We start from the raw sequence: 26,619 nt of genomic DNA, 5'->3' as shown, positions 1-26,619 counted from the left end.
AGGGTGACGACGTCGGGCCAGCGACAATGTCCATTCGGCGAGTTAGCAATCCAGGCATTCCGATTTTTCCCGAAAGGGCTTCGTCCCAACACATCGCCGTGGAGCCGGCCCGTCGGCACCGCACAAAATCCCTGCAGCTTTACGCCGCGCCGCCATCAAATTCAAGAATTAATAGAATTTCCGGCACTATTTCAATGCTTTAACTTTAACGGACAGATCACATCCATATCGACGAAGGAGCCGGGTTCCTGATGGAAGAAGTCCCACAAGCGTGCTAGATTTAAATCCATATCGGCCATGTAGCAGTTAATTTGGATTATTTGATGCTTCACGTAAGCAAAGATCGTCAACTTTCTTCGTTTGAGCCGGAATTGGCAAATTTACCTCCGGGGTCAGGCTCGGCAGCTCAATATATCCAGACGGTACTTGGATTTCTGCGCCGTCAGGCTTGGGTGCTCGGACTCGCAGGACTATTCGCCGCGGGTGCGACCGGGCTCTATCTTCTATTCGCACCCCCGTCCTATAAGGCCACTGCCACGGTAGGCATCGATACGACCAAGTTCCAGCTGTTTCAGCCTGCTGGCGAGTTGATCATCGACACCTCATCGGCAGTCGAAAGCCAGCTCGAGATCATAAAATCGGAGAAACTGGCACTAGAGGTCATCAAGAAGCTGCATCTGGCGGACAACATTCCGGCTTCGCAGGGCGGCCTGTTCGGGTCATCGAAGCAGCTGACAGAGTTTGAATACACTCGGCAACTCGTCGCGGTCCTCCAGAAACATGTCACGGTCAAACGTCTCGGAATCGCATGGATCATCGAGATCAGTTACGACAGTCGCGATGGTGAACAAGCGGCGCAGTTTGCCAATGCGTTTGCAGACGCGTACATCGCCGATCAACTCGATTCAAAGTACCAGGCGACACGGCAAGCAAGCGCTTGGCTGGAGGGGCGCGTCAAGGATACGCGTGAGCAGACCATGGTCGCTCAACGTTCGGTCGTAGAGTTCAAGGCCAAGAACAACATTGTTGACACCGGTGGACGGCTGATGAGCGAGCAACAGCTCACCGAGCTCAATAGCCAGTTACTGACGGCCCGAGGCCAGACGTCCGAAGCGAGGGCACGGCTTGATCGCGTGAACGCCGTCGTCCAATCCGCACTGTCCGCCGACAATGCCAATACTCTGGTCACCGATGTTCCGATCAACGACACGATAGCGAAATTGCGAGCCCAGCTTATCGACCTCACAACCAGAGAAAAGGAGTGGTCGGCCAAGTTTGGAAGCGACCATCTCGCAGTGATCAATTTGCACAATCAGGCCAGACAGGTGCGCTCTGCCATGGTTGACGAGCTTCGCAGGGTCGGCGAGGCCTTCAAGAGCGACTATGATCTCGCGCTCCGTAAGGAAAAGGGCCTTGAGACAGAAGTGGCCCAAGCAGTCTCCCAGTCGGAATCATCGAGCCGCAATCAGGTCAGGCTGCGCGAACTCGAGAGTACGGCAGCGAGCACGAAGGAGCTCTACGACAATCTGAACAAGCGATATCTCGAATCAGTCGAGCAAAAGTCATTTCCAGTTACTGAGGCGAGGGTTATCACGCGCGCGGCTCCCGCTCTCGATCGCGAGTACAAGACTCCATTCAAGATTGCCGCTGCGATTTTCGGCATAGGGGTCTCCTTTGGTTTTGCGCTGGCCTTTGTTCGCGAGTTCACCGACAACGTGTTCCGCAGCGTTGGCCAAGTCGAGCGGCAGTTACATAAAGATTGCATTACACTGGTGCCGCTCTGGAAACAGGAGGCCGAGACCAATCCAGCCCCCCCGCTCGTACCGGAAGGAGGACGACGGCTCGTGCGGTCGAAGGGGCCTGCATGGGCCGGCATTAATGCTCCACTTTCGAGCTACGCAGAGGCAATGCGCTCCATAAAGCTGGCGATCGATCTCAATTGCCCAGGCAAAGGAGCGAAAGTCATTGGCTTGACCTCGTCGCTTCCCAGAGAGGGTAAATCCACGGTTGCAGCCTCCCTTGCGCTTACGATAGCGACCGCCGGAGCAAAGGTGATTCTGCTGGATTTCGACCTTCGAAATCCAGCCCTGACTCGGACACTGGCGTCCCAAGCAAACATTGGCTTCCTTGACGTTATCTCGGGAAGAACGTCGCTCGCGGATGCTATGTGGTCCGACCAGACAAAATACCTTTCGTTCCTACCCACGATTACCAATGGTCTCTTCGTGCAAAGTAACGAGATCATGGGCGCGCAACTTACGAAGTCGTTCATCGACAAACTGCGCGATGAGTACGCTTACATCATTGTCGACCTGCCACCTCTGGCACCCGTAATTGATGCTAAGGCGACAACTCACCTCATCGACGCTTATCTGTACGTTGTTGAATGGGGCGGCACCAAGATCGATGTCGTCGAGCATGCGCTCGGCCGAGCACCCGGCATTTTGGAGAATACCCTCGGGGTCATCTTGAACAAAGTCGACATGGATAGGCTTCACAAGTACGACGGTGAGAACAAGAGCTACTACGTCAACAAGCACTATGCGCAATACGGGTATACGCATTAGCCATCGGAGTTTGCGGCCTTTGGCCGAATAATCTCGGTGTTCGTCTAGACGGGCGAGATGGCTATGCCACCTATGGGGTTCCGAACCGTCGACGAAATAGCTTGGTGGGATAGCACGCTTCCCAAAGGATTCACCCAAGCACCGAAAGCTGACGCGCACGCGACGTAGACAGCGGTTCCTCTCAGGTTTTCGGTCCCGAGGACCGGGGTGGTGAGACGGCGGGAGGACGTTCGATCCAACGGTTCCGTGCTTCGACCTGCCCGTACCTGCCAGCATGTTCTCAGGCACCAGGATCGCCGGCCCTTCCATCTCCTTGCGGAAGTCTACCGAATTGGTCGCCACTATCACCTGGACCGCCCGTGACGGGCCGATCATCGGCTGGCTTCCATTGTCTGGATGATCGTCTCAATCATCTTCGTGTCTGCGCCACGACCAGCCCAGATCGTGCTGCCGTCAACTTCGATGTTGACGATCCAGGCGCCCACCTTGGCCTTACAACGAGACCCTCCGCGCGCCGACCCAGGTCCGGATCACGAGCGGGCACCGCTACCGCGTAATCTATAACCGTGGGTATAAACTGCATTTCGTCCGCTTCGGGCTAACCTCTGGCTGCTTCTCGCAACTGGCGTCGCCGGCCAACCAATCCCTGTGGTGGCAATCCGTGCCGACGCGCCATCAAATAGACCGAGTCGCCGATCGCTAGAATCCGCGCGACGATCCGCGTCATGTCTTCGTCGATTCACTTCCATCGGCGTCCAGATCCGGAAAATGCCTCAAGCTGACGCGCCAGTTGCGCTGCGAACTCGTACTTATGGTTCCAACCGCAAGATCAAGCTTTGCCGCCACACAAAGATTGGTCCGACGGCTCGGACACGCCAAGCAGGTCGCCTAAATTGAGCGGTGGAATGCGCATTTGCGTGCATCGAAGCGTCAATGGTGCAAGATACGGTCTATCCCCCGCCCTTCAGCTCATCACGATTTGCCAGCTACGACCGGGCTGGCTTCCGGGTGCCGCTGACGGCGCGCCGCCAGATTGAGAGCGCCCCAAAGCCCTCCACCACGCGAGAAATCCGAGAAGTACAGAGCGGCGTAGATGCCGGACGTGCCATAGATCACGCCAAGCAAGACCACCATCGCCGCACCAACTGTGTTTGTCACACCGCTTACGACGGTCGATATCCTGTGGTGCTCTGCAGCATTCAAGGCGTCGAAGGCGAGAAACTGAATGGCGGTCGGAATCACCGTCCACGCGAGAACTCTAACGACGTCAGAGGCTGCTACGAACGCTTGGCCAAACACGAACGACATATAAGGCGCAATCAGGAAAAGGCAGATACTGGTCGCGGCACTAATCCCGACCGAATAGGGAAGATATTTTGCTGCAAGGGCAAGGCTCGCGAGCGGTCCATCCCGGCCAGCAACTGCTAGTTTGCCGTAGATGACGCGATCAAACGCACCTGGCACAACCAGTGCTGCGCCTATCAATCGGCGGCCTGCACCATATACGCCGACAAAATCGGGCGAAGCGATAGCACTCAACACAAGAACGTCCACGCTATGCCGGAGCATGATAAGGAAGCTGGAAAGAGCTAGACTGCCCCCAAGCCAGACCTCCCGACGAAGTACACCCCAGTGCGGCCGTCCAAAACGCCAGATTAAAGCGACGCAGGTAAGGCCGAGGGCGACGTGGATAGACGCCCACCATAACGCCCAGACCTGCAGCGAAGTTACACCGAAGTAGCCACAAGCAGCGAGTGCAGCGAGAGCGCGTGCTACCCCGGTCCCGCTGTTTACCAGATTGGCCGTCCTGAAATCTCCGCGGGCCAAAAAGATGTTCTCAACCAAGTTGAAGAACGACGGAAATACCACGTTGGTGGGCACGAGGAGCAGTAGAATCTGCAACCATATCGACAGATTACCTGCGTCCGCAGTTGCGGCAAAGAACATGCCTCCGACGACCAACACGGTCAGCGCGGCACCTGTGAGGAGGATCATCAGGAGGGTATGGCCGAGTGCCTCAGCATATCTCCCTGAGTCGCGGCTGGCGATTCGACGCAACGCTTCGCCTGGACCAAGCCCGCACCACGCATTCGCCAGCGCCGTCACGGCGCTGATCGTCGTCAATTCGCCGAACTGAGCGGCGCCCAAGGAGCGGGCAAGAATTACGAAAGCCGCAGCTTGTGCAAGCACACCAATGGCCAAACTACCGATCGAGCCGGCGACAAGCCGGACCATTGGGAGTTTCGGTCGAAGATACTTTGCAACGCGAGACATTTTTCAATATTTTCTAGTATCAACAATATAGCGAAGACCACACCCTTAGCGCGCTCGGCTGGTGACGGCGCCCAGAATTACCGGGATTCGATATGAAGACTGACCGCCCACATCAGACTCTCGATCATCCCAAGCCCGCGCCTGTTCCAACGTTAATCTGTCGCTATTCATTCAGCAATGCAGCATCCACACCAGATTACCCTGCAAATTCATGTCTCTTCCGAATGCTCTGTCGCGAAGAAAACTGCTTAGGTCACGCGTAACCTTGCATAATAACCGCGACTAGTTGAACGCCCCAAATGCGGGTGAGTTTGAATAGTCCGGGAGAGGCCCGGAATCAACCACTCGTCTATCACGTCGTAACCGAGCGTCCCAAGGGTCGTTAGAAACTCCGTTCTATCCCGAATCTGATAGGGAATTTCGGCACACTCGAAGTTTTCAAGCGTTACGACGGTAGGACCTTCACGCGTCTGGACCTTGTTCAAAAGCAGATGTCGCGGCAGCGCCGGTAGCCTCTTTAGGAAAGTATCGAACGGAACATCAAGGTACTGCAACAGCCCGGAAGCGAGCAAAACATCTGCATCGGGAGCGTCAGACAAATCGCCAATAAATGTAGGCCCACGCAACTTGCCCTCATCCACAAACTGACGTCCGACGCGGACGATGGCTGGCAAATCATAGATGATCCAATCGATCGTCCCTTCCAACTCCAAATACCGGCTGAAAGCTCGGTATTTGGTGCCAAGATGACCGCCCGCGTCTAGAACAGTATCCACCCTGGGTAAGAGGCGATTTAGCCAGAACAGGACGGGGTAATCCTCGAGCTTGAGCTCCGACATGTATTCGAAGGAATGCATGACCACTTCGTCATTGTCATATCCTACAAGCGCTCCGGGCCGGACAGCCGCGATCGCTTCATCAAATGATGCGTAAGCTCCCCGGTGCCTCAGGTAGGAAGATCTGACCAAGGCGAGCAGGCGACCGACAGCCGCACGGGCAAACAAGACCGGACGCGTGGAAACAGTGTGCTGTAACGTTGCTGGTAACTTAGGCATCAATATTTTTCAGCATTGCGCAAATATGGTTGTGTGGGAAGAAGTTATCAAAGTCTACGTCGCATTGACTCCGGCACTTTTACCACCATGTTTGGTGCGCAATACGAGATCGCGTCAGGACATCGGGACGAGCTTCGACGCGGAGCAATGCTATCCGGACTCGTGAAATATCCGCCCGTCTTCGGTTATGCAGGATACCGACCACCTGGCATCATCGGGTGACCTAAACTCAATCTTGGTTAACTCACAAGACTGCCGTTTTCGAGAACGTTTTGAGCTCGCCGACTCAGCAACCCTCGCAGACCCACACAAGAGAACTATCACTGCCTCTCTGGAACTAGGGCTACCTTTTCAAAGCGGATTTCGGCGGAATCGCGGATCATTTTATCGAGCAATGGCTGGTTACCCCCTCTCAGATACAATTCAAAGAACGCAAATGAATACCGGTCTATGGTTCGGGCTGCCCTGGTGGGATCAATCGCTCCAGAGCGGCTGAAGAAATGTATTGGAGACGAAAATACGTAGTCTGAGAAATTGAAGTGTTTTGATGGCTTGATTGTCAGCCAATATCCTCCAAATGTCGAAAACAGCTTCCGAGCCTGGGCGAATTGCTCCCAATCCAACGCCTTCTCGCGACGCTTCGATAGACTAAGCTGCTCGAGCCCGTCAGCCGGGACTGGATCGATCTCGCTCATAAAGAACAGCGGAGCGATCGCCCCATGCTCCAAGGATTCGCAAGCCATAAAGCCATCCATGTTCAGACATGCTTTGAACCTTCGGTCGAGCCAGCAGGTCTGCGCGGCAACACCTCCTCCGAGCGAGAAACCAAATATCCCGACGCTATTCAGGTCGAGGCGATGCGCAAACGGCTCGGTTGGTCCCGCCGCGTCAAGCTCCTCCAACGCATCCACGACAAATCGTGCATCTTCGGCCCTGGTTCGTATCTCCGTCTCGGCGGTCTTCAGAAATCGATTGAACGAGGCTTCTGTCGCGTAGAAGTCTTCATCCAGCAACTTGCTCTTGATCACCTGACCATCTGGAAGAACAGTTGCATATGAACCATAGGGATGGTCGATTCCGACAACAACGTAGCCCTGACTGGCCAATTGCTCGGCCAGATGAGTGTTCTCAGTTCGCATGCCGTTCCAGGAAGGCACGTATAGCAAGACAGGGTACCGCGTCTCTGACCTCGCCATCGTCGCGTCAATGATGGAATGCGTTGTCACCAGCGAGAAACGTGCGTCCCAAGCCGCCGTGCTTTCTCTCTGCTGGTACTTGGCCAGCTTCCCCTTGAAGGAGCGATCCGCCGGATACCAGATCTGCACCATCAACTCTCGTGGACCACGAGGATCAGCAGAATTCCCTCGGTTTCCATCAACGAAGTGCCGGATACTGGTCCCGACGGGATTGGGACCGGTCGGCGAAGGAAGCTCGAACACAGGAAATATGGTACTGAGGAGAACTCCGATTCCGACGCAGCATAGCGCGCTCCAACTGACAACGTACTGCGCTTGTGTGTCCATCGTCCACTGTAGCGCAGCTTCCCAAGACAGGCCTAGGATCAACACAACATAGATGGGAAGCATCTGCCATCGCGCGCCCTCAAGCAGTCCATGCAGCACAACGATCGGAATGCAGAGGAACAGCAGGCCAGAGAGCCATGGATAGCCGTCGCGATGTGGCGAGAGTTGACAGAGAAGATAAGCAATCAGTGCAACGGTAGCCGTAAGCTCGAAAATTCGCATCCGCCTGTCCTCCCGGCAACCACGTTCTTCGCCCCGCGGTCAGCCCCCAGACCGCCGGCCAGCCGGACTATTATAGCTAAGTAAGATACCTTTTCAGCTGCTCTGCCAATTTAGAGACATTTGGCTGGTGCAGAAACGACAGGTGATCACCAGGTACATAATTGACGCTGACACCTTTCGAGGCGACCCGTTCCCACCCGAGAGATTTATTGAGGTCATACTCGGGGTCACGCCCCTCAACCCTAAAGAGGATAATCTGCGCCGAAATCGGTTTTGGCCGGTAGGATCTCGATACAGCCTTGAACATCGTCAAGTTATCTCGCAATTGCATCGGCATCGGCCGATGTGCCAGACGCGCGGCCCGCTGTACGATGGTCCACAATTGCAGACGCACGTTCTTCCGCAAGAAGAAGAATGCGCTCGAGATGGCGACGTCCGCCTTGCGATCTGCGACTCGGCGATAGTAGCGTTTCATTCGATCGCAGGCCCGAACGATCGCGAAGCGAAACCACTCCTTGAAAGGCAGATTGCGATAATATCCGGGATTTCCCGTGTCCAACATAACGAGGACCGGCACTTCCTCTCCTTCCGCGATCAGTTGCGCAGCCATTTCGAATGCGACAATTCCCCCAAACGAGTACCCACATATTCGATATGGCCCCGCAGCTTGCATGCGACGTATTTCGCTGTTGTACAGTCTGGCGAGTTCGGGAACTGTCATCGCTTTTTCAGCACCATCAAGCTCCGGCGATGCAAGTCCATACACTGGCTGATCGTGAGGTAGCGCTTTGGCCAGCTCTTCATAAGCGAGCACATGCCCTCCACCACCATGTACGCAAAAGAGCGATATCTTGGTCCCAGATGTACGAAGAGGAACCAACGACGAATGCGTACCATCAGTGCCACCTGCTATGACAGCGGCGATCTGCTCGATCGTCCGATCAACGACTAGCTTTGAGAGATCGGTCTTTACGCCAAATTCCCTCTCGATCTCGGCGACAAGCGATGCCGCCAACAGCGAATGGCCACCCAGCTCAAAGAAATCGTCGCGGACGCCAACCCTCGGCAGGTCGAAAAGCCTTTGCCACACCGCCACGAGCTTCGCTTCCGCAAGATTTCGCGGAGCAAGAAACTCCGACGCCCGACTCGGAGCAGGCGCGATCTGGTTGAGCCTCTGCGGGACGTAAGGCGGCGTCAGACCCGATATTCGTTCATTCGGCGCTTCGGCGATCTTTTCGAGGATCGATTGGTAGTAGGAAAGCACGCCACGTATCGACGCGGACTCAAACAGGCCTTGATCATACTCAGCATTTAGCCAAACTTCGCCATCACGTTCGATAATCGCGAGTTGAAGCTCAAACGGGTTTCCTACGCTGATGGAGGGAGACGGGATGATCGTGAGCCCTCCTGCCTCACGCCCTTGTAGAAATGCAGATTGATAAAGAAAATAGAATTGAAACAGCGGATTTCTGCCCCGCACGGATCTCATTTTAAGCCGGGCCATGATACTTTCAAATGGCAGCACGGCGTGGTCAAATGCATCCATCGCGACGTCGCTGGCGCGCGTGAGAACATCGACCAAACTCGGATCGCCCGTCAGATCGAGCCGGATTGCAAGTGGCCCAGAAAACGGACCGATTACAGACTCCGTCTGCGAACTGCGGTTTGCGCTCGGAGATCCGATCGTTAAATCTTGCTGACCGGTGTAGCGCTCTAACAAAACGGCGAATGCTCCCAAAGTCAGCATATACATCGTGATGTTCGCCGACCGGCTTCGCTCCTTTAGTCGTTCAACCAGACCGTCCGCCAAACGCAGTCTCTCGATTGCACCCCGAACTTGCTGGCGCTGACCAGGAGCGTGGTCGGTCGGAAAATCCAGCACGGGAAGCGGTGCCACGAGCGACTTCATCCAATAGGCCAAATGCCGGCTGGCTTCCTCCGATTCGAGCCATTGATTCTGCCAAACTGCAAAATCGGCATACTGGATGGGAAGTGGTGCAAGGTCATGAGACCGCTTCCCCACGAGTGCTTCATATATGGCCCAAAGCTCCCGCTGCAGGATGCTTTGAGACCAACCGTCGGAGATAATGTGGTGTACAGTGATGATCAGGATGTGGCACTCGGCCTCCAAACAAAACAATCGAACCCTTGCGAGAGGTCCACGTTCGAGGTCAAATACCTCCTGCGCCTCCTCACTGAGCAGACTATCCAAATCGAAACCCGACTGCCGCGACACTTCCCGCAGATCGGTGATATACAACTCGCAGTTCGCTTCGCTCGATATGATTTGCGTTAGCTCACCATCTCGTTCTCTGAACGTCGTACGAAGACTTTCGTGCCTCTCGACAAGATCGACCAAGCTTTCTTGGAGGAGCTCAACCGATAGAGGGCCCTCAACGCGGACCGTTGATGGCATATTGAACGCAGCACTATCAGATCTTAGCCGCGAGAGTTTCCAGAATCGAAGTTGACTCACGCTGGCGGAAAACTCGCAACTATCCTCCGGTGACGTCGCGACTTCGGTCGATGCATCCTCGCTCTCGGGCAGCCACGACGACGTTTCCTTGAGATCAGTGCCGTGCTCCGAAAGCTTAATATCTGGGCTCGAGACAATCATCCGGAGAACGCTATCAAAGCCATCAATCAGTCGATCGGCCGTCTCGGCGCTATAGAGATCGGAGCTGTACTCAAGGGACAAACGCCAGCCCTCTGCTCGCTCGACCAGGAAAAAATTAAGATCGTAGAGGGCTCCTGACGACTTCGACGGAACCGGCGAGACTCGAACGTCGGGAAAATCGAACTCGGAGTTCACTGCTCCTCCGAATGCGCGCTGGCAGACGAAATTGACGGAACAGAACTGCTCTTCTCGCGGCTTGTCATTTTCAGGCAGTGCTTCAACTACACTCTCAAATGGAACGACCTGGTGAGCAAGCGCTTCCCAAACCTCATCCCGTACGCGCGCAGCCAGCCGGGTTAGGCTAGGATCGTCCGACAAATCCACCCGAATTGCAGTCTGATTAACGAATAGCCCAACGAGATTCTCGAGTTCAGGTTGACTTCGGCCCGCGAGGGGCGTCCACATCGCAATGTCAGTCACCCCGGTGCACCGATGCAGCATCGCAACACACGCTGCGAACGTGGTACTGAACATCGTGCCGCCGTACCGTTCGCTGAACGCCTTCAACGCATCTGTCGTACTTTTCGGCAACAGACGCGAGATTATTGCGCCTTTCTTGGTACGCTCACCAAGCCCTTGCGTATCAGGCGCTAACTTGAATGGTCGATAGGCCTCAAACTTGCGCGTCCAGTAGCGCAGTTCCCTCTCGCGCTCTTTTTCAGCTCGTTCGGCGCTCCAGACGACATAATCCGGAAATTGGATCGGAAGTGGAGGGAGTTCGACGGCTCTCTTTTCGGCCATAGCCGTGTAGAGCTCTCGCAGTTCCCGCATCATGACCCCGATTGACCAGCCGTCACAGATAATGTGATGGAGGGTCAGCATCAGAACGTATTGAGACTGATCGGCACGAAGCAAGCCGACACGGATCAGGGGGCCCCTTTCAAGATTGAACAAACGTGTAGCCTCGGCCGCACACATTCGCTCAATTTCAGTCGTTCGTCGCGACTCGGACAGATGCCGAAGGTCGGTAACCGGGATCAGCAAACTAAGCGACGGTGCAACTAGCTGGTGAACATCTCCATCTACAAAGCCAAATGTGGCGCGAAGCACTTCGTGCCGGGCGACGATCTCATTGAAACACCGTTGCAACGCGGAGAGATCGAGGGAGCCTTCGAGAATCCAACGGAACGAGGCGTTATATGCAGAATTGTCCGGCCGCTGCTCGTTATCAATCCAGATGCGCCTCTGCGCCGGGGAAAGCGGAAACGCAAGGACATCGTCCTCGGGTTTGGCCGACATACCCGGAGCACCAAGACCCCCTTGCATGGGACTCAAAGAGGCCATTCTCAGTCGTAGGCCTCTCTGCTGCGGGCCACATCGCGCTTTACACGGTACATGTTCCGTTCCAACGGTGTGATCATTTGTGAATGCGCCACTGGCTGATCCTGGCTCAGCTCTGCCAACACGCCACCTATGGTACGCCGTTGAAGAACCTGCTTTGGGGTAATCGACAGACCCGCCTTGACTGCTCGTGAGGTAATCTGGAAGACATGAAGCGAGTCTGCCCCGAGTTCGAACAAGTTGTCAGTGACGCCGATTTTGTCGAGTTTCAGTATTTCGCAGACGATCTTCGCCAGGCTCTGTTCCTGCGGGGTCGCTGGCGCCGAGTAGTCGCGGGATTGAAGTGCGAAGCCAAAGTCCGGTGTGGGCAGCTTCTTCTGATCCACCTTGCCATTTATTGTCAGAGGCATGGCATCGATGGCGACGCATACATGCGGAATCATGTGCGCCGGTAGCTTACTCTCTAGATATCGCCGCAGGTCGGCAGACGTGATCGGATCTCCCTCCGAGGCTACGTAGTAGGCGACGAGCCTAGCGCTTCCGCCGCCGTCGTCGCGTACAACTGTCGCAACCTGCTGGACCGCAGGGTGCTCGGCGAGCGCCGCCTCTATTTCTCCCGGTTCGATACGAAAGCCACGGATCTTCAGCTGAGCATCAGCCCTGCCGAGATATTCGATATCCCCCGTCGAAAGAACTCTCGCTAGATCACCCGATTTGTACATTCGGGCGCTGGGGACTGCGGAAAAGGGATCAGGAACAAAACGCTCCGCGCTGAGCTCCGGGCGGTTGAGGTAGCCCCGTGCGACGCCGGCCCCACCCACGTAGATCTCACCAATCACGCCTGGAGGCACCTGACGCCGCTTCGAATCGAGCACGTAGAGGCGCAGGTCCGGAATCGGCGTACCAATCAAGCTCCGGGCCTCCGACGCAATCTCGTCCGCAACCAGCGGCCGGTAAGTGACGTGTACGGTCGTCTCCGTGATGCCGTACATGTTGATGAGTCGCGGGCTGCTATCTCCGTGACGCTTAACCCAAGGCCTCAAGCTCGCAAAATTCAGCGCTTCGCCTCCAAAGATCACGTATCTAAGAGACAATGGCTTGATAAGACCCGCCTCCTCGACTTGGATCAATTGATAGAATGCTGCCGGCGTTTGATTGAGAACCGTAACGCGTTCATCTGCCAATAGCCTGTAGAAATCCGGAGGAGACCGGGTCACAAGATATGGCACGATGACGAGACGTCCGCCAGTGAGCAGACAACCCCAAATCTCCCAGACCGAAAAATCGAACGACGAGGAATGGAATAGTGTCCACACGTCGGTCTCGTCGAACTTGAACCAGTCATGCGTCGACTCGACCAAGCGCGTCACATTACAATGGCTGACGAGAACGCCCTTCGGCTTCCCAGTGGAGCCGGACGTATAGATCACGTAGGCAGGAGCTTCGGGACCGCCGAGCGCCGACAAATTCTCCGAGTCTTCCTGGCTGATAGCGGCCTGATCCCTGTCAACACAAATGACCCTTGCGGCGCCCTCTGGAAGCCTGTCTACGAGCGCTTCTTGTGTCAGCAGCACAGTTGGCCTGGCGTCCTCAACCAGCATGCTCAGACGCTCGAGTGGATAAGAAGAGTCGAGCGGCACATAGGCCGCCCCCGCCTTCAGGCTTGCCAACATCGCAACGACCATGTCGATGGACCGCTCGAAACTCGTCGCTACCATTGATGAAGGTTGCACGCATGAGCGCTGCAGGTAGCGCGCCAACCGATTTGCCCGTACGTTGAGTTCGCGATACGTGAGACAGCGTTCGCCGATCTGTATCGCAACCTTGTCCGGCGACCGAGCTGCGCGCTCCTCGAACATCCTGACGATCGATTGCGTCGAAGGCGCCTCGATGGGATTCGGATTGAGTCCTGCCAGGATCGACGACATCTGCTTCTCGGTCATCAATGCCAGATCATCAACGCTCTGTTCCGAATTGACGACCGCGTCGACCAAGAGCGTCTCGTAATACTTCATCCACTGCGATATCGTGCCCTCGTCGAAGAGGTCCGAGTTGTAGTCGCAGTCGATCATCAGACCTCGATCAGACTCAATCACGTTGAAGAAGATATCGAGGATGACCGAAGCCTTGGGATTCGGCTCTACCTCCGCCTCAAGCCCTACAAAGCGAGCGCCTGCTCCAAGGCGCTCGAGATTGAATTGGGCATCCATTAGAGGCGTCCGGGCGGGATCGCGGGTGATGCCTAACTCTCGTACCAGCGTCCCGTACGTGTAGGCTTGATGATCATACGCATCAAGCAGTGCCCGCTTGGTGCTGTTCAATGCTTGGGCAAACGACGCGCTTGGATCGATTTGAGTCCGCAGAGGCAGAAAGTTGACGCAATGGCCGACGAGACTGCCGCCATCGAACAGGGCTTGTCCCGCGGCCGGAATGCCAACGACGACGTCACTCTGGCTGCTCAGTCGATGAAGAAGCACGGAAAAGCCAGCGAGCAGCGTCGCGAATAGAGTGCACCCATTCTTGGCTCCTAGCTGTTTTATCCTACGATAGGTTTCAGCATCAATGTGAGACCTTGCGGTTGCGCCTGCATGCGTCTTTACTGAAGTTCTTGGCCGATCCGTTGGCAACGCCAAAGGTTCAGGCAACTTCCGGAACTGATCGAGCCAATACGCCTCGACATTCGCATGCTCGCTGGAGCTCTGCAGTTCGAATTGAGTTCGCGCATACTCGCTGAAGCGGGCCGGCGCCGAGAGTTCCGGCTTACTTCTCTCAACCTTCGCGGAATACAACGTCGCTAGTTCGTCGACCAGCACGTTGGTCGACCATCCGTCGCAAACGATATGATGGGATGTGACCATCAATTTATGATAGGTCTCCCCCAGCCGAAGGACTTCTGCGCGGATGAGCGGGCCGTTAACCAGATCAAACGGAAGCCGCGCATCCGCGGCCAGGATGCGCTCGCACTCCGCCTCGCGCGCAGATGGCTCAACACTCGTCAGGTCGCGTATCGAGACGTCGAGCCGAAGCTCCGGCTTCACATGCATGAAGTGACCGTCTGCATCGATGGTTGCTCGAAGCGCCTCGTGTCGCGCGAGCAGATCGTTCACCGACTCGCGAAGCGATTCTATCCGTAATTCTCCTCTCAACGTTACGCCGAACGACTCGTTGAAGGCGCAGGACGCGTCGCCTCCCAATACGGTCGCAAGAAAGATCTCGCGCTGAGCTTCCGTAAGCTGTATCGATTCCGGCTTCTGCGCCCCTAGATTTCGCGAATTCTCCGAAACTGCGCCGGACGATGACAAATCCGTCGGACCGGACACAAAGCCGGCCTGTCGCATCTCGACAGCGCTCTCTTTGAATGCGCGAACGATACTCTCCAAATCGGCGTCACTGTGCGACGTCGTTAGAAAGCAGGGAAAGCCTTCGCGAATATGGATACCTTTGTCGCGAAGATAGAAGAAGTAGAGGCTTGAAAGCCGCTCTGAAGTCGCGAAACTGAAGTAAAATAGACTACCGAAAGACTCTATGTGTGTGGGTATACCCTCCAACTTCAGCACCTCGTTGAGCCGATGGACCAGGTCTGTGGTCCGTTGGTTCAGACGCTCCTGAAGAGCAGCGCCATGATCCTTGAAATGCGCCAACACTGCATGCATCGCCGCGAGGACGAGAGGATGACGCACGAAGGTGCCGGCAAAGAACGTCACGCCAGCCTCAGGATAGGAATCATCTCCAAACTGCCATGAACCGCCGTCAAGAGCGTCCATGAACCGGTGAGTACCGGCGAGAACACCGACAGGCATGCCACCTGCTACGACTTTTCCATAAGCGGCGAGGTCTGCGCGGATGCCGAAGAGCGCTTGGCAGCCACCAGGGTGCACGCGGAATCCCGTGACGACCTCGTCGAAGATCATCGCCGTACCAGAAGCTGCCGTAATTTGCCGGACCTCCTTCAGGAAATCGAGCGGCTGCAATGCAGGGTGTCGACTCTGCACGGGTTCGATAAGAACGGCAGCAAGATTGTCGGCGTTCTTCCGGATCCAATCAAGAGACTCTTGGGTACCGTAGTCCAGCACCACCATGTTTGAAGTACTATCGCGCGGGATACCTGGGGCAATTGGAACAGCAATCGGTCCTCCGGTCCTGTCCTTGATACCTTTTACGAGGACTTCGTCGAAGAGGCCATGATAGTCGCCATTAAACATGACGATCTTACTTCGACCGGTAACTGTTCGGGCCACCCGCAAGGACGCAAGGACCGCCTCCGAGCCCGTGTTGCAGAACGCCATGCGTTCGTTGCCAGTCATGTCGCAAAACATCTCGGCCACTTCGCCGGCGCGCGCGCTTTGCGGGCCGGTCTCAAATCCAACGTGAAGTTGCGCTTCGATTGCTTTCTCGACGAAATCGGGGCGGTGGCCGAACATGATTGGGCCGAAGCCATTTACTAGATCGATGTACTCGTTACCGTCGATATCCCAGATGCGCGATCCCTTGGACCGATCCGTCACGATCGGATAGACGATCTCCTTCCATTGGTCACGAAAGCCCGCAACGACCCGGGGATCGGCAAGCACCTTGCGGTACTTCTGGGTGAAGTCTTTGGACTTTGCGGTTCGCTGCGTTACTCGGTCGATGAGGCTCTTCAAGTGGCTCTGTTGCTGATCGGTGAGGTCGTGCGATGCTCCGACTTGCTGTGGCTTGTATGGACCGTGGGACCTGGCGGCGTCCAACTTAGCGGGTTGGCGAGAGGTGGCTGCCGGCTCCGCGGCTCGAGTTGGCGCGGGCGGAGCTACCGAGGCGCGCGCTGCTGGGGAGACCGACGACTCAACGACACCAGTCTGTATCGTCTCAAGCTGCTTCGCGAACAACTGGTTCATTGCCTGCAGTTGCTCGCGCATGAGCTGCGCCAGCGCGCTTTCGGCAACCGAACCCTTCCCGTCCAATTCCACAGAGACGGCTCGCGCGGCGGGGGGCGGCAGCCCTCCGACAGCCGGGGAAGCGGATTCGGAGCGGCGTGCAGGCTCGCCTGAAGGTTCAGCGAACATCTCGGACGGCAGCTTGCTCTCGAAATATCCCGCCAATGTCGCCAAGCTCGATATGTCGTTGAGCAACTGGCGGAAGGTGACCTTGATCCCAAATTTCTCCTGTAAGGCTTGCGCGAACTGAGTGAGAAATAGAGAGTCAAAGCCCAATTCAAGAAAGCTCGTCGTCCCTTCGATCGAGGCTACGTCTACGCCGGACAACTCCTGCAACAGGTCGCCAAGCACGGCCCGAATCTTGTCCGTCCGGGTCGATCGCGAGACCGAGGTCTGCTCAGAATCAGTGTCCCGCGCCATGTTCGCCGCTTTCGCTTTCTGCCTAGACTGTGAATTCGCCATAGATTGCGGCGGCAGCGCCGCAGCAGTGGGCTCGATCGCAACCGGCTCGTCATTTGCCCCCGCGACGTCTGCGAGCCAGTGGCGCTTACGTTCAAATGGATAGGTCGGCAATGCTACCCGCAAGCGGTGCTCGCCATTTTGCAAGCTCCTCCAATTCGGCCGGATTCCGCCGAGCCACAACGCTCCCAGAGCGTTGAGCAGTGCTTCAGCATCGCGATAGCTCGAAAAGCCATCCGAGAGCGACGACACGACAATCTGGTCATCAGAAGGACCCTTATGCTGTCGCGCGAGAGTGCCAAGAACGTTGCCGGGTCCGATTTCCAAAAGAACGGCTTGGGGATTTGCTCGTATTACCTGGACCGCGGAAGAGAATCGTACCGGCTCGCGTGCGTGTCGCGCCCAATAGAGCGGATCTGTTGCCTCTTCGCCAGTTATCCAGCCGCCGGTGACGCCGGAAACATAGGGAATATTGGGCGAACTGAGCTTGGTACCCGCGAACGCCTCGGCCAACGGCCCAATGATGGGCTCCATCATCGCCGAATGGAATGCATGTGACGTTACCACCCGCCGGCAGAGGACCTTGCTATCGTTTAACTGGCGTTCGAAATCGGCAAGTTCGTCAAGAGGCCCGGCCACGACACAGAGAGAAGGGGAATTGATTGCAGCTAGAGACAGTGGCTCACTCAGAAGGTCGCGGAGATTGGCTTCCGGGAGCCGGACCGAGAGCATGCCACTCGCGGGCAATTGCTGCATCAATCGTCCTCGAAGTGCAACCAACCTCAGCGCATCCTCCAAGGAGAGAACACCGGCAATGCATGCCGCAACAAACTCTCCAATGCTGTGGCCGACCATTGCTGTCGGTCTAATCCCCCAACTCATCCAGAGCTGAGCCAAGGAATATTCGATCGTAAAGATAGCTGGTTGTGCGACGATCGTGTCCGTCACAGCGCGTTTCGCTTCTTCGGTTGCTCCTGCCGACGGATACAGGAGCGTTCGAATATCCACGCCGAGGTGCGGTTGCAGGATCTCGGCACAACGGTCAACCGCCGTCCGAAAGACTGGCTCGACGTCGTAGATTTCGCGCGCCATATCGACATGCTGTGAACCCTGCCCCGGAAACATGAAACAGATCTCCGGAGTTTCGTTCGGCTGTAAGCGCGTCTGTACTTGCTCGCGCTTCGATAGCAGGCGAGCCGCTTCGTCGAGATCGCCGACCACGAGGGTCCGCCGACATTGAAATTCACGCCTCCCCTCCTGCAGCGTCCACGCGACGTCAGCGATGTCGAGGCCGGGACGAGAGCGAAGGTGTTCCGCCAAATTGTCGGTGATTCGCTCGAGAGCGGCTTCCGAACGTGCGGACATAACCAGTAGATGCTTGGACCTGCTCGACGGTATCGATGAGCGCTCCGGTGCTTGCTCAAGCACGAGATGGGCGTTAGTTCCGCCCACACCGAAGGCGCTCACTCCTGCACGGCGAGGACCGTCATCGTTCTTCCAGTCCGAACAGGTCGTCACAACTCGGAATGGACTGCTCTCCAAATCGAATTTCGGATTTGGGTTTTTGTAGTGCAACGTCGGCGGGAACACGCCGTGTTCCACGATATTGGACGCATTGATGAGTCCAGTAACGCCGGCCGCAATATCCAAGTGTCCGACGTTTGTCTTGGCGGTTCCGATCGTGCAGAACTGCTTGCGTCCGGTCGAGGTGCGAAAGGCCTGCGTTAGTGCAGCGAGCTCTATCGGATCCCCCATGGGCGTTCCGGTTCCGTGAGCCTCGATGTAGCCGATCGAATCAGGATCAATCCCGGCGGCCTCGTGGGCCATCGTAATGACGCTTGCCTGACCTTTGACGCTTGGCGCAGTGTAGCCGACCTTTGCCGATCCATCATTGTTGACGGCGAAGCCACGTATGACGGAATGAATCTGATCACCGTCGCGGAGTGCATCGTCTAGCCGCTTCAGCAATACGACGCCAAGTCCGCTGCCAAAGACGGTTCCCTGGGCGGCCGCGTCGAAGGCCCGGCAATGCCCATCGGGCGAAACCATTCCCCCGTCCTGGTAAGGATACCCGCGCTCCTGTGGAAGGGTAATCGAAACGCCACCAGCCAGGGCCATGTCGGTCTGATACGTTAACAACGCCTGACACGCCTGCGTGACCGACAACAATGACGTCGAACAAGCCGACAGAAGCGTGAAGCTCGGCCCGCGCAGATTCAACTTGTAAGAAACGCGCGTAGACAAGAAGTCCAGGCTGTTTCCCATCATCTCGATGTAGTTGGATACCTGGTAGCCCGAGGTGAACTTCTCGATGAAGCCTGGTCTCGTACAAAGGCGCGAGAGAAAATATGAGGATAGGCTAGACCCGGCATATACCCCGATGAGACCAGGATACGACTCCGGCACATAGCCGGAGCTTTCGATTGCTTCCCAGCAGCACTCAAGAAATAGCCGATGCTGTGGATCCATCAACTCCGCTTCGCGCGGATAGATACCAAAGAAGTCTGCATCGAAGAGCTCAATGTCTTCGACAATCGACCGCGCATTCACATGACTAGTACCTGCGACAGGGACTTCTTGCCCGAGAATCGGGGGAGACTCCGCACCGAAGCGAGAGATCGATTCGACCCCGTCAACCTGATTTCGCCAGAATTCGGCGATGTTGCGTGCGCCGGGAAAACGCCCGGCCATGCCGATGATCGCTATGCCTTCTGGGTCCTCCCGCTCGGCATCCCGGTCGCTCACGATTGATCTCTCCCGTGGAACTCTCTCCTCCGGCCAAATGCTGCGCGCTGCCGCTGCGCTCTCTCGCGCGCGTCTGCTCGTGATGTTGTGGTCGCGGCACGCATGCTCAAATGGCGCGCGATGCCCCGTATCGTCGTGAACTGGAAGAGATCGGTGATGGGGAAACTGAGTTTCAGCCCTCTCCGGATCAGACCATAAACGTTGGCGAGCAGCAGTGAATCGCCGCCGACATCGAAAAAATTATCGTCGAAGCCAAAGCTTCCCGTACCTAGAACTTCGCGCCAGATTTCCTCGATCTCCCTCTCCATTGGTGCCGAGGCGCGCTCGGTCGTGGCCCGGACTTGCTCCCGGGGGGCAGGGAGAGCCGCACGGTCAACTTTGCCGTTGACTGTCAGCGGAAACGCCTCAAGCGGCTCATAGGCATATGGGACCATATGCTCGGGCAGCCGCTTCGCGAGAAAATCGCGTAAATCGTGAGCTGTCGGAGAAGCCGACGGCTTGCCGACGATATAGGCGACCAACCTTGGCTCTCCCGGTCCATCTCTGCGCGCCAAGACGACGGCCTGTGAGACGGAGGGATGATCGGCAAGCGTTGCCTCAATTTCTCCGAGCTCTATGCGGTAGCCGCGGACCTTTACCTGCAAGTCGCCGCGTCCGAGATATTCGAGATCTCCTCCCTCGACTATTCGCGCCAAATCTCCGGATCTGTACATCACCGCCGACGGCTCATCCGCAAACGGATCTCGCGTAAAGCGTTGCGCCGTCAACTCGGGCCGGTTCAAATACCCCCGAGCAACTCCGGCGCCGCCCACATAGATCTCACCGACGTCACCGGCGGCGACGGGCTTCAACTCCCCGTCGAGCAAGTAGATGCTTAAGTCGGGGATAGGAATTCCGATAAGGCTTCTCACCTCTTCGCGTGAATCCCTTGCGGACACGGGCCTATAGGTAACGTGAACCGTCGTCTCGGTGATTCCATACATGTTGATAAGTCGAGGCATCTGGTCGCCATGACGATCGAACCACGGGCGTAGATTTGCGAAGTTGAGCGCCTCACCGCCGAAGATCACGTAGCGAAGCTTCAGTGCCTCAACGGCACCCGCCTCCTCGAGCTGGACCAGCTGATAGAACGCCGCCGGCGTCTGGTTGAGCACTGTAACCTGATCTTCAACCAGCAACTGATAGAAATCGCTCGGCGAACGAGTGACCCAGTGAGGTACGCAGACGAGGCGACCGCCGTTCAAAAGGCATCCCCAGATCTCCCAAACCGAGAAATCGAATGCCGAGGAATGAAATGAGGTCCAAACATCGCTTGGACCGAAATTGAACCAATCCGCCGTTGCGGTGAAAAGCCGAGCCGCGTTCCGATGGGTCACCATCACGCCCTTAGGCCTACCGGTCGATCCCGAAGTGTAGATCACATAGGCAAGACTATCGAACCCGGCAATTTCATTTAATCCGATCGAGCTCAATACCGAAATGGATTGGCTGTCTTTGTCGACGCAAACGACTGATCCGCCCGATCTTTGTCTCACCCTCTCGGCGAGCGCCTCGCAGGTCAAGATGACAGACGGGTTTGCATCGTCCAGGATCATCGAGATCCGCTCAACCGGGTATGAAGGATCAATCGGGAGATACCCTGCACCCGCTTTGAGGACGGCAAGCATCGATATAATCAGCTCGAAGGAATTTTCGAAGCAGATAGCGACCAAGTTGTCTGCCTGTAAGCCAAATCCGCGCAGATGCCGGGCAAGCTGGTTCGATCGCTCGTCGAGCTCCCGGTACGTCAAGCGTTCGCGCCCAAATTGGAGAGCGACACACTCCGGCGCTCTCGCTGCCTGCCGCTGGAAGGACTGGCTGAGGGTTTCGCACGAGAATCCCGGCAAGTCTTGCGACCCCGTCTCTTTGGCCAGCGAATTAACTTCTGCTTGCGCCATCTATATTGTCGCTTCTGCTCGCCCCTCGAAAACGAACATGGGGCAGAACGGCACACCGGAGATTGCAATAATTTAAATGAAGTATAATCGTCCGAACTTTTTTGTCAGCCTGTTTGCAGATGTTTATCGGTTTCGTGGCTTAAGTGGTTAATCAAACGAGATTGATTGCCATCCAATAGCGCGTGATGTCGGCAGGCGCAGAGCCCAAAGACTTTGTGAAAATCGCGCTCCAAAAGATCAAACCCGTCGAGCGTACACAGTCTTTTCATCCAGGACGCATCCGCTTACTGAAAACTCAGGGCTCAGTGGCGCTTTATTCATGACGTCCGCAAGCACGTCGGTCTTGAGAACCTTGGCGGGATTTCCAGCCACGGCGCTGTTTGCCGGAACATCCTTAGTGACGACGCTGCCTGCCCCGACGATGGCGCCACAGCCGATCCTGACGCCGCCAAGGATGATCGCGTGCGGTCCGATCCAAACATCATCACCAATGACGGGATATTCGGTCTGCCGGCCACTTCGCGTGATCTTATCCTTGCGACCGATCACGACGCCATTGAACAAGGTTACATTGGTGCCAATGATAGCCTCTCGGTTCACTACGAGCCCCCAACCGTGCACGATGACAAGACCAGGCCCGGCTTGAACGACCGAGGGCATATCGATCCCAGCCTTCGCCGAGGCATGGCGATGGGCGCCTCTTGCCAACAGCCTCAGAAAGGAAGAATGCTCAGCCCCCCATTGGCAGAGCCTCAGCGTGAAGACAGGCCGAAAGGTGCGATTGAAGAAGGCGAGCGCTAAGATGGAGCCGATCGATGGCGACTTGCCGCGAACTCGGTGAGCGTCGGCCTTGACCTTGGTCCAAAACGAGCCCATCGCCCGCCTCACTTCCTTGAAGCAAGAGGGCTCAGGAGTCGCCTCACCAAATTGCCAGCTACGAAGTCGGCGCTACCGCTTCTCGTTACCTGCTCCCTCGATCCGGCACGCGCTGCGATACCACCTTCAAATAGTACTTCATACGCGTTGATGAGCTTCGGGGCCTCATGCGGCCAGGCGAGCCGATCAACGACCCTAGCCCTACCGAACTCTCCGAGTTGCACCCGACGCTTGGCGTCGCCCAATAACTCAACAATCTTGGCAGCAAAATCGACCGAGTCATTGGCTTTTGCGTAGAGGGAGGCATCGAGCGCCGTAAACCGGCCTTCGGTAAGGTCGAATTGAACGATCGGTTTTGCGAGCGCCATGTACTCCATGATCTTATTCATGGTCGACTTGTCGTTCATCGGATTGCATTCGTCCGAATTCACGCAGACATCGGCCGTGTTGAGGATCCTAAGCAACTCGTCGTCCGAAACCCTGCCAGCGAACGTGACGTAGTCGGCAACGCCCAACTCAACCGCAAGCGCCTTGAGTCGCTCAAGCTCAGGACCACCGCCGGCGATGCAAAACTGGATGTCGTGGCGATCGAGATCACTAACGATATGCCGGACGGCTTCGAGAAGGTAGTTGATCCCCTCCTGCGCGCCGAGGACGCCTACATAACCGACGCAATAGTCTCGCCCCTTCTTCACGGATGGATCCGGGGGAACGATCCTGAGTCGCTCCAGATTAGGACCAGACCGCACTACGAAAACACGCGAGGGCTCCATCCTGCCCCGCTTGATAGCGATCTCACGGTAGGAGTGATTAGTCGCTATCGAAATGTCGGAGACAGCGAACGTCAAACGCTCAAGGGCGACCACGACACGATAGAGCAGATTGCGCTTCCCGAACTTTGCCTCAAACAGTTCCGGATTGATATCGTGATGATCAAAGACAAACTTCTTGCCGAAAAACAGTTTGAAAAATCCACCTATCAAGAAGATTAGATCTGGCGGATTGCACGCATGAATTGCATCAAATCCTCGTTCAAAAAGCACGCGCCACGCCAGCAGAAACTCCCAGAACAGCGCAACTCCATATTCCACGAAATAAAAATAGACGCTTCGTGCTTCGACTATTGGATGTCGGTAAATGTGAATACCGTCGATGACTTCACGACGAGCAGAAGCGCCATGTCCCACCGGGCAGATCACGCTCACTTCGTAACCGGCCTGAACCAGAGTCGTAGCTTCGTTCCAGACTCGTCGATCGAACGGTACCGGGAGATTCTCGACGATTATCAGGATTCGCTTCGGCTTCAATGGATTACCAGCTAATACCATTGTAATTTTCCTTCAATCGAGAATGATCCTTGATCCGGACCAGATCGACCACAAACTGGTCCGGTCGTACGCGATCAGCGATTGTCCGAAATTCAGCATCTCCATTGCCCACGACGATGATTTCGCCGTGTGAGAGCGCGTCATCCATGGACTCGACGAGCAGTGACGACACATGTGGAATCATGCGAAGCAAATAATCCTTGTTCGCACCGACAAGCTTGGACAAGCTAATATTGCGATCGAAAATCCGAACGTCGAAACCCTTTCCGATTAGGCGTTCAACAATTTCGAGTATTGGGCTTTCGCGAAGATCGTCCGTTCCGGCCTTAAAGCTCATCCCGAGGATGCTCACGGGCCGCTTCCCCAGCTGCGTAATCATCTCAAAGCCGCGGGTCGTCTGCCGCTCGTTCGATGGCAGAACGGACCCTAATAGCGGGAGATCCAGATCCAGCGAGCGGGCCTTGTGGACCAGTGCGCGAACATCCTTGGGCAGGCACGAACCGCCAAACGAGAAACCGGGCTTAAGATAATAGCTGGACAAGTTAAGCTTGGTGTCCCTGCAGAAGACGTCCATGACTTCGTGACTATCGATCGAAAGGTTCTTGCAAATAACGCCAATCTCATTCGCAAATGCGACCTTCACCGCATGCCAAACATTGTCTGAATATTTGATCATCTCCGCGACTTGGATCGAGGTCCGAATTAGAGGTGCCTTTATTATGCTGTACAGCGCCTCAAGCTCGCCCGCGGTTTGGTCATCTTCGGCGCCGATCACCGTCTTGGGCGGCGCAAAGAAGTCATCGATCGCGGTTCCCTCGCGGAGAAATTCCGGATTCGAACCGATGCCAAAGTCGACACCGGCTTTTTTCCCGCTCGACTTCTCGAGTTCCGGGATAACGACATCGCGGATGGTTCCAGGCAGTACGGTAGACCGAACGATGACCGAGTGACGAGACTGTTTCTCGACGAGCGCAGCACCGATCTCCGCACAAACCTGCTTGAGTGCGGAAGTATCCAGATCGCCATTGCGCTTGCTCGGCGTTCCGACACATATGAGGGACAAATCGGTCGCGAGAACCGCATTCCGCGCATCGCCAGTTGCTCTGAGCCGGCCTTTGGCGACAGCCTCAGCGATCATATCGCCGAGTCCCTTCTCGATCACCGGCGCGCTACCCTGATTTATCAAGGCTACCTTGGCCGCCGCGGGATCTACACCAACGACAGAATGACCAAGCGAGCTGAAGCATCCTGACGTAACAGCTCCGACGTACCCCAACCCAAAAACGCTGACTCTCATGTTTCAATCACTGGAAATAAATAAGATGATTATGCAATTATCGCTTTTAAAGTACTTCAGGCTATACAATTAATGCAACATATTTAATTAGTGAACCATTTTTGCTATTTAGGAGACGCAATTGTTGGCGAACGCCCGTTTCCGCGCCAATGCTGCTAGGAAACCTTACCCAAACTAACGAACGGCCGCCCCCCGCCAGATCTCTATCATCCGTGTGACATAGGCACCGATTTCATACTTCGACGCGTGCTCATTTTTGGCTGCAGCCCCGAGCGAGTCGCGGAACTGCCCATCCACAATCAGCCTGCGGAGGGCCGATGCCAGAGCGTCTACGTTTCCAGTTGGAACCAGCAGGCCATTCGTGCCATCGCTGATGACGTCGGCGATGGCGCCGACCGGCGTGGCGATAACCGCGACGCCATAAGCAAAAGCCTCAAGAATCGACATCGGGAGGTTTTCGGCGAAGGATGGGAGAACGAATATGTCGGAGCCTTGCAAGACCTCATTCGTCGCCCGGGCGTCCAGCCAGCCAGGCACCTTCACGCGATGTCCGATCCCGAGCTCTTCCGCGCGGGCCCGGGTTTCCTGAATCTGGCCATTTCCAGCTATCGTAGCCACCCAATTCAGACCGCGATCAAGCTGCCCAAGCGCTTCCACAAGCTGCGGCGTGCCTTTCCGCCTCCCTAGTTCGCCGAGAAATGAAATCCTCACAGGACCTTCCAAGGCGGGCTGGCGTTTCAAATCAGCCGGCGCTGTCGCATTTGGAAGGATGACGATCCTATCCTCGGCTTGAGGTACATGCGTTTGAACCAATTTCGACCATACGTTCCCGAGCACGATCACTGCCTCGCTTTCCGAGAACAGCGGGTCAATCCACGCGCGAACACGAGGGCTTGCTGCGGGCCAAAATTCCTGGAACCGCGATCCGTGGAGGTGAACAACGTACGGGACACCCAAGCGACGTGCAAAGCGCGCTAACAGCGCCTTTCGGATAGCACTGCCATCGGCAGCAACGTTGATATGCAGAAGGTCGACGTTGCCGCGCTTTCTGGCGAGCCAAAACCGAACTAAAGCCCAGCTGAAAACGAACGGGGCGAAAGCTCGCGGACCCGGTCCGCGCGTAACCAGCCTAGAAGCCTGGACGCGCGCCGAATGGGCCTGCTCAATTCTCGCGACAATTAAATCCGTTAATCGGTCGATACCCCCTCTTTGACGCGCGCCAAACGGCGTCGCGATCAAAACTTTCAGTGGTCGCGCAGAAACCATTTGAAATACCCTATGCAATGAATAACCTTGCTCAGTAAGCCTTGAGCGAGGCAAGATAAATCCGGCGGAGGGTAGATGTCCAATTCGGATAGCGGTTAATTTCGCCGCTACCGTGCGCTATATTGCTCTGGCCCGCGAAAGGGATGGGCATTAAGATCAAAACCAAGAAGATTTATTTTGTGGTGCCCGCTGATGGGTT

The 26,619-nt window shown here is 56.1% G+C and carries 11 protein-coding genes; 1 reads left to right on the top strand and 10 read right to left on the bottom strand.

What is annotated here, in order from left to right; translation table 11 throughout:
* The first annotated feature begins 323 nt into the window (after positions 1–323).
* Complete coding sequence (locus tag FXB40_RS26685) at positions 324–2,567, top strand: polysaccharide biosynthesis tyrosine autokinase (protein ID WP_148775110.1); 2,244 nt, start codon at positions 324–326, stop codon at positions 2,565–2,567.
* A 972-nt stretch (positions 2,568–3,539) separates the two neighbouring features.
* On the opposite strand, the gene FXB40_RS26675 is transcribed toward FXB40_RS26685, so the two are convergent.
* The 10 genes from FXB40_RS26675 to FXB40_RS26630 all read right to left on the bottom strand — a co-directional run bounded on the left by FXB40_RS26675 (position 3,540) and on the right by FXB40_RS26630 (position 26,420).
* The gene (locus FXB40_RS26675) at positions 3,540–4,802 is read right to left on the bottom strand and encodes a lipopolysaccharide biosynthesis protein (RefSeq protein ID WP_187437161.1); all 1,263 of its coding nucleotides are present in this window, start codon (positions 4,800–4,802) and stop codon (positions 3,540–3,542) included.
* Between the two features lie 287 nt (positions 4,803–5,089).
* Positions 5,090–5,896, bottom strand: a complete 807-nt coding sequence (locus FXB40_RS26670; protein ID WP_148775108.1) for a TIGR04325 family methyltransferase — start codon at positions 5,894–5,896, stop codon at positions 5,090–5,092.
* 320 nt (positions 5,897–6,216) lie between these two features.
* A complete protein-coding gene (locus FXB40_RS26665) occupies positions 6,217–7,641 on the bottom strand; it encodes an alpha/beta hydrolase family protein (protein ID WP_148775107.1) in 1,425 nt (474 codons plus the stop codon).
* A gap of 76 nt (positions 7,642–7,717) precedes the next feature.
* Complete coding sequence (locus FXB40_RS26660; RefSeq protein WP_187437160.1) at positions 7,718–11,557, bottom strand: condensation domain-containing protein; 3,840 nt, start codon at positions 11,555–11,557, stop codon at positions 7,718–7,720.
* Between the two features lie 47 nt (positions 11,558–11,604).
* The gene (locus FXB40_RS26655; RefSeq protein WP_148775105.1) at positions 11,605–19,716 is read right to left on the bottom strand and encodes a non-ribosomal peptide synthetase/type I polyketide synthase; all 8,112 of its coding nucleotides are present in this window, start codon (positions 19,714–19,716) and stop codon (positions 11,605–11,607) included.
* Positions 19,713–21,653 (bottom strand): amino acid adenylation domain-containing protein, encoded by a 1,941-nt coding sequence (locus FXB40_RS26650; protein WP_148775104.1) that lies wholly within the window; start codon positions 21,651–21,653, stop codon positions 19,713–19,715. Before FXB40_RS26650 ends, FXB40_RS26655 begins: the two co-directional genes overlap by 4 nt.
* 237 nt (positions 21,654–21,890) lie before the next feature.
* Complete coding sequence (locus tag FXB40_RS49935; RefSeq protein ID WP_148775103.1) at positions 21,891–22,529, bottom strand: serine O-acetyltransferase; 639 nt, start codon at positions 22,527–22,529, stop codon at positions 21,891–21,893.
* An 8-nt stretch (positions 22,530–22,537) separates the two neighbouring features.
* Positions 22,538–23,857, bottom strand: coding sequence for a glycosyltransferase family 4 protein (locus tag FXB40_RS26640; protein ID WP_148775102.1), 1,320 nt, complete (start codon positions 23,855–23,857; stop codon positions 22,538–22,540).
* A complete protein-coding gene (locus tag FXB40_RS26635) occupies positions 23,841–25,154 on the bottom strand; it encodes a nucleotide sugar dehydrogenase (protein ID WP_148775101.1) in 1,314 nt (437 codons plus the stop codon). The genes FXB40_RS26640 and FXB40_RS26635 overlap by 17 nt, the downstream gene beginning before the upstream one ends.
* A 174-nt stretch (positions 25,155–25,328) precedes the next feature.
* Complete coding sequence (locus tag FXB40_RS26630; protein ID WP_148775100.1) at positions 25,329–26,420, bottom strand: glycosyltransferase family 4 protein; 1,092 nt, start codon at positions 26,418–26,420, stop codon at positions 25,329–25,331.
* Between the last annotated feature and the right edge of the window lie 199 nt (positions 26,421–26,619).

The sequence above is a fragment of the Bradyrhizobium rifense genome, from assembly GCF_008123425.1.
GTDB classification, from domain to species: Bacteria; Pseudomonadota; Alphaproteobacteria; order Rhizobiales; family Xanthobacteraceae; genus Bradyrhizobium; species Bradyrhizobium rifense.
Note: the sequence above shows the minus strand (reverse complement) of the source record. Positions and strands in the feature narration are given on the sequence as shown.

What these genes read in the sequence shown, in the direction of transcription:
- FXB40_RS26685 (WP_148775110.1), top strand. Translation starts at nt 324, where the DNA reads ATGCTTCACGTAAGCAAAGATCGTCAACTTTCTTCGTTTGAGCCGGAA.
- FXB40_RS26675 (WP_187437161.1), bottom strand. Translation starts at nt 4,802, where the DNA reads ATGGTCCGGCTTGTCGCCGGCTCGATCGGTAGTTTGGCCATTGGTGTG.
- FXB40_RS26670 (WP_148775108.1), bottom strand. Translation starts at nt 5,896, where the DNA reads ATGCCTAAGTTACCAGCAACGTTACAGCACACTGTTTCCACGCGTCCG.
- FXB40_RS26665 (WP_148775107.1), bottom strand. Translation starts at nt 7,641, where the DNA reads ATGCGAATTTTCGAGCTTACGGCTACCGTTGCACTGATTGCTTATCTT.
- FXB40_RS26660 (WP_187437160.1), bottom strand. Translation starts at nt 11,557, where the DNA reads ATGTCGGCCAAACCCGAGGACGATGTCCTTGCGTTTCCGCTTTCCCCG.
- FXB40_RS26650 (WP_148775104.1), bottom strand. Translation starts at nt 21,653, where the DNA reads ATGGCGCAAGCAGAAGTTAATTCGCTGGCCAAAGAGACGGGGTCGCAA.
- FXB40_RS49935 (WP_148775103.1), bottom strand. Translation starts at nt 22,529, where the DNA reads ATGGGCTCGTTTTGGACCAAGGTCAAGGCCGACGCTCACCGAGTTCGC.
- FXB40_RS26640 (WP_148775102.1), bottom strand. Translation starts at nt 23,857, where the DNA reads ATGGTATTAGCTGGTAATCCATTGAAGCCGAAGCGAATCCTGATAATC.
- FXB40_RS26635 (WP_148775101.1), bottom strand. Translation starts at nt 25,154, where the DNA reads ATGAGAGTCAGCGTTTTTGGGTTGGGGTACGTCGGAGCTGTTACGTCA.
- FXB40_RS26630 (WP_148775100.1), bottom strand. Translation starts at nt 26,420, where the DNA reads ATGGTTTCTGCGCGACCACTGAAAGTTTTGATCGCGACGCCGTTTGGC.